Source organism: Fulvivirga sp. (assembly GCF_040220315.1).
Lineage (GTDB): Bacteria > Bacteroidota > Bacteroidia > Cytophagales > Cyclobacteriaceae > Fulvivirga.
The window spans coordinates 1-4,133 of sequence record NZ_JAVJUY010000011.1; the positions used below are offsets into that span (position 1 = coordinate 1).

Consider the following 4,133-nt stretch of genomic DNA (forward strand, 5'->3'; position numbering starts at 1 on the left):
CAAGTATTTAAAAGAAGCTAACATTAAAATAGGAGCGATAACAGGTAGAAGCTCGGATTTAGTAAAAAGGCGATGTGAAGAGTTAAAGCTTGATTTTTGTGAGCAAGGAGTGTCTGATAAGTGGGCCTTGGTTCAAAGCAAAATTCAGGAGTTTGGGTTGAAAAAGGAAGAAGTAGCCTATATTGGAGATGATATTATTGATATGAAAGTCATTATAGAAGTAGGTTTAGGAATAGCACCATCAGACGCCTTGGAATATGTACAGGATATGGCCGATATGGTAACCTTAAAGCAAGGTGGTAAAGGAGTATTAAGAGAAGCAGCAGATGTGATACTTGCTGCTCAAGGAAAGTTTGATGATGTAGTGAAGAATTGTTTATAAATGGAAAAATTTTCAGATCCGGTTAGAATAACTGATTCAATAGAGCTAGGTAATGATAAATTAGTGCTTTTTTCAGGGCCCTGCGCTGCTGAAAGCCTGGAGTTATGTGTTGAAGTAGGTGAAAAGGTAAAGTCCATCTGCCAAAAGCTAGATATAGCCTATGTTTTTAAAGCCTCATTCGATAAAGCCAACAGAACTTCGGTTAACTCATATCGAGGCCAAGGGTTGGAAAAAGGATTAAAAATATTAGAAACAGTAAAATCTAAACTAAATGTGCCTGTAGTTACAGACATTCATGAAAGCTATCAAGCAGCGGAAGTGGCAACAGTCGCTGACGTACTACAAATACCTGCCTTTTTATGCCGTCAGACTGATTTACTGATTGCTGCTGCAGAGACTGGTAAGATGGTAAAAGTGAAAAGAGGGCAGTTTATGGCTCCTGAAGATATGCAATATGCCGTGAGCAAAGTAAAAGATTCAGGTAATCCTAATGTATGTTTAACTGAGAGGGGAGTAAGTTTTGGCTATCATAATTTGGTGGTTGATATGCGTGCGCTTCCAACAATGAGGCAATTTGCACCAGTTGTTTTTGATGTTACACACAGTGTACAACAACCGGGAGGCATGGGAGGTACATCAGGTGGGCAAAGACAGTTTGCGCCCTTTTTAGCAAGAGCTGCCGCAGCTGTTGGGGTAGATGGTTTTTTTATAGAAACACATCCAAATCCTTCAAAAGCGTTAAGTGATGGGCCTAATATGATTCCATTAAATGAGATGGAAGGATTTTTAAAGATGCTCAAAGAGGTTTGGACACTTGGCAGGCAATATGTTAATTAGAGGATATTTTTTAAGCTGATGATTAGATTTTTAGGTTTACTAATTATTACTGGAATAATTTCTTCATGTGTCTCTAACAAGAAAATAACTTTTCTTCAGGTACCAACGGAATTTGATGAAGAATTTGAATTAGATACAGTTTTAAGAGATTATAGTCAATCATACAAATTATATAAAATCCAATCTGAAGATATACTATCAGTAAGTATTAAGAGTATAACTGATGATGAATATAATATTTTCAAAGAAAATCAAAATCTAAATCAACAAGGCAATTTAAATGCTGCTGCTTTAAACGGATATTTAGTTGATGATAATGGAGAAATAGAATTCCCTGTTGTTGGAAAAGTTAAGGTAGCAGGTCGTACAATATCGGAAATTGAAGAGTTAATTCATATTAATGTAAATCCTTATTTGACAAATCCGGCAGTAAGGGTTCGTTTACTCAATTTTCGTGTTACTATTTTAGGAGAAGTAAACTCAGAAGGTGTGGTTGATATATTTAATAACCAAGCTTCTATTTTTGAAGTGATTGGAAGAGCGGGTGGACTGACGGATTTGGCAAAAAGAAATGAAATTAAATTAATAAGAAAAGAAGGTGAGCATGTAGGTGTATCCTATATTAATCTGCTTGATGAGAATTTGATAAAATCGCCTTATTATTATCTCCAAAACAATGATATTCTAATTGTAGAGCCTCTTAAACAACGTCCATTTAGAAAATATTTTGGACCTAATCTTGCACTCATCATTTCTTCAATTTCAGTGCTTTTATTAACGTTTAATTTAATTAATTAATGTCATGGAGCATGGAATGAATGGAAGATTACCAGAAAGAGAAGGTGGTATTGATTTTCAGAGGATCATCTTCTTAATATTAAAGTATTGGTACTTCATTGTTTTATCTCTATTAATGAGCGTAACAATTGCCTACCTCTTAAATAGATATACAGTTAGGATCTATCCTGTGTCTATGACAATCTTGATAAAGGATGAGCCTGAAAAAGACAATTCAATTGTTGATCTTCTGTATAATGGTAGAGGATTTACGCCAGGAAAAAATTATCTGAATGAAGAAATTTTATTAAAGTCATACCCTTTAGTCAAAAAGGCGATAGATAGCCTTGATTTTCAAATCTCAGTTTGGAAAGAAGGTGATATTAAAACAACTGAAATATATCCTAACCCTTTTGATATAATTATCGACAATAAGAACCAGAAGCAGATATATGGTGCTAGATTTAAATTAAAAGTATTGAACAAAGATCAATTCGAGATTAGCAGAATAGGAAGTACTTCATCATTTAGTAAATATAAATTTAATGATTATGTGGAAGTAAATGGAATCCGATTAAAAATTAGAAATCCAAATTCCTCAGCGTTTCAGGGAGATACTTATGAATTAAGATTCCTTAATAATTCTGCTATTGCTTCTTCATATACCGGTAAACTTAATGTCTCCTGGCTCCAAAAAGGTGCTTCAATAATCAAACTCAGTGTTAACGGACCTACTCCATTAAAAGAATCTGATTTTTTAATGCAACTTGCTAAGACGTATCAACATGATGATTTATTAGAAAAGAATGAGTCGGCTAGTAGAACTATAAAATTCATTGATGAACAGCTTCAAATAATACGTGATTCTTTGGTTACACTAGAAAGTTCGCTTCAAAATTTTAAGGAAGTAAATTACGTTACTGGTTTGAAGGATGAGGCTGTCAGATTTTATGATGAAATGGAATCACTTTCAAAGGAGAAAGCCGAATTATTGATTCAGCAGAAATATTTAGATTATTTGAATGACTATTTAACTGAAAGAGAGAATTACAATGAGTTAACAGTTCCTGCATCTTTTGATATAAATAACACCATTCTTAATGAACAAGTGCAGCAGTTAATAAAATTACAACTTGAGAAAAATAGTATTCTAAGAAACTCATCGAAGGATAGCCCATTTATTACAGAGATAAATCAACAGATCAATGATTTAAAAAGCTCACTGAAAGAAACTATTTCGTCATTAGGAGCTTCACTTAATTTGGCTTTAAATGCCACTAATATTGAAATCAATAGAATAGAAAAGCAACTGGCTAAATTACCTAAAGCAGAACGTGAATATATTAGCCTTAATAGGCTATTCAAACTGAGTGAAAATCTGTATTTAATACTAATGGAGAAAAAAGCAGAAGCAAGTATCACACAGGCTTCTAATACTTCTGATATTGTAATCGTCAACCCTCCTTCCATTGGAGGCCCGATTACTCCTAAAACCAGACAGAATTATCTTTTGGCAATATTAGCGGGAATTGGTATCCCCATCGGCTTAATTGTTTTAGTAGACTTATTGAATGATAAAATAAAGTTTAAAGAAGATATTGAAAAGCACACTTCCATTCCATTTATGGGAGTCATTGGACATAATCAAAAAGATCAAAATTTAATTGTAGAAGCTGCACCTCGCTCGGCTATTTCAGAGTCATTTAGATCCGTGAGATCAAACCTCAATTTTTTCACAAGTGATATAAAAAATAAAGTCATACTCATTACTTCTGCTTTGAGTGGCGAAGGAAAGACATTTTTTTCTAACAATTTGGCTCTAATTCATGCTTATAGTGGAAAAAAAACGATTTTAATAGGAGCGGATATGAGAAGGCCGAAAATCCTAAAAGACTTTGAAATATCTGAAGAGTACGGTCTCAGTGATTATTTGGCCGGTAATTCATCCATTAATGAAATTATCCAATCTACCAGATTTGAGAATTTGGATATCATTAATAGCGGCACGGTACCTCCCAATCCATCTGAATTACTATTAAAACCAGCCACATCAAAATTAATTGAAGAGCTAAAAAAATCATATGAATATATCATAATTGACAGCCCGCCTATTGGTCTTGTCACAGACTCTTTGATC

General features: G+C 33.8%; 4 protein-coding genes. All 4 read left to right on the top strand.

The genetic code is table 11. The features are described 5' to 3' along the window. On the top strand, positions 1 to 382 hold a 382-nt coding region (locus RLO81_RS00395), incomplete at its 5' end, for a KdsC family phosphatase (RefSeq protein ID WP_350105641.1). Continuing rightward, positions 383 to 1,219 (top strand): 3-deoxy-8-phosphooctulonate synthase, encoded by an 837-nt coding sequence (gene kdsA, locus RLO81_RS00400; RefSeq protein WP_350105644.1) that lies wholly within the window; start codon positions 383 to 385, stop codon positions 1,217 to 1,219. 18 nt (positions 1,220 to 1,237) lie between these two features. Next, a complete protein-coding gene (locus RLO81_RS00405; RefSeq protein ID WP_350105647.1) occupies positions 1,238 to 2,017 on the top strand; it encodes a polysaccharide biosynthesis/export family protein in 780 nt (259 codons plus the stop codon). Positions 2,018 to 2,021: 4 nt separating this feature from the next. Next, a partial coding sequence (locus RLO81_RS00410; protein WP_350105650.1) for a GumC family protein occupies positions 2,022 to 4,133 on the top strand: 2,112 nt, incomplete at its 3' end.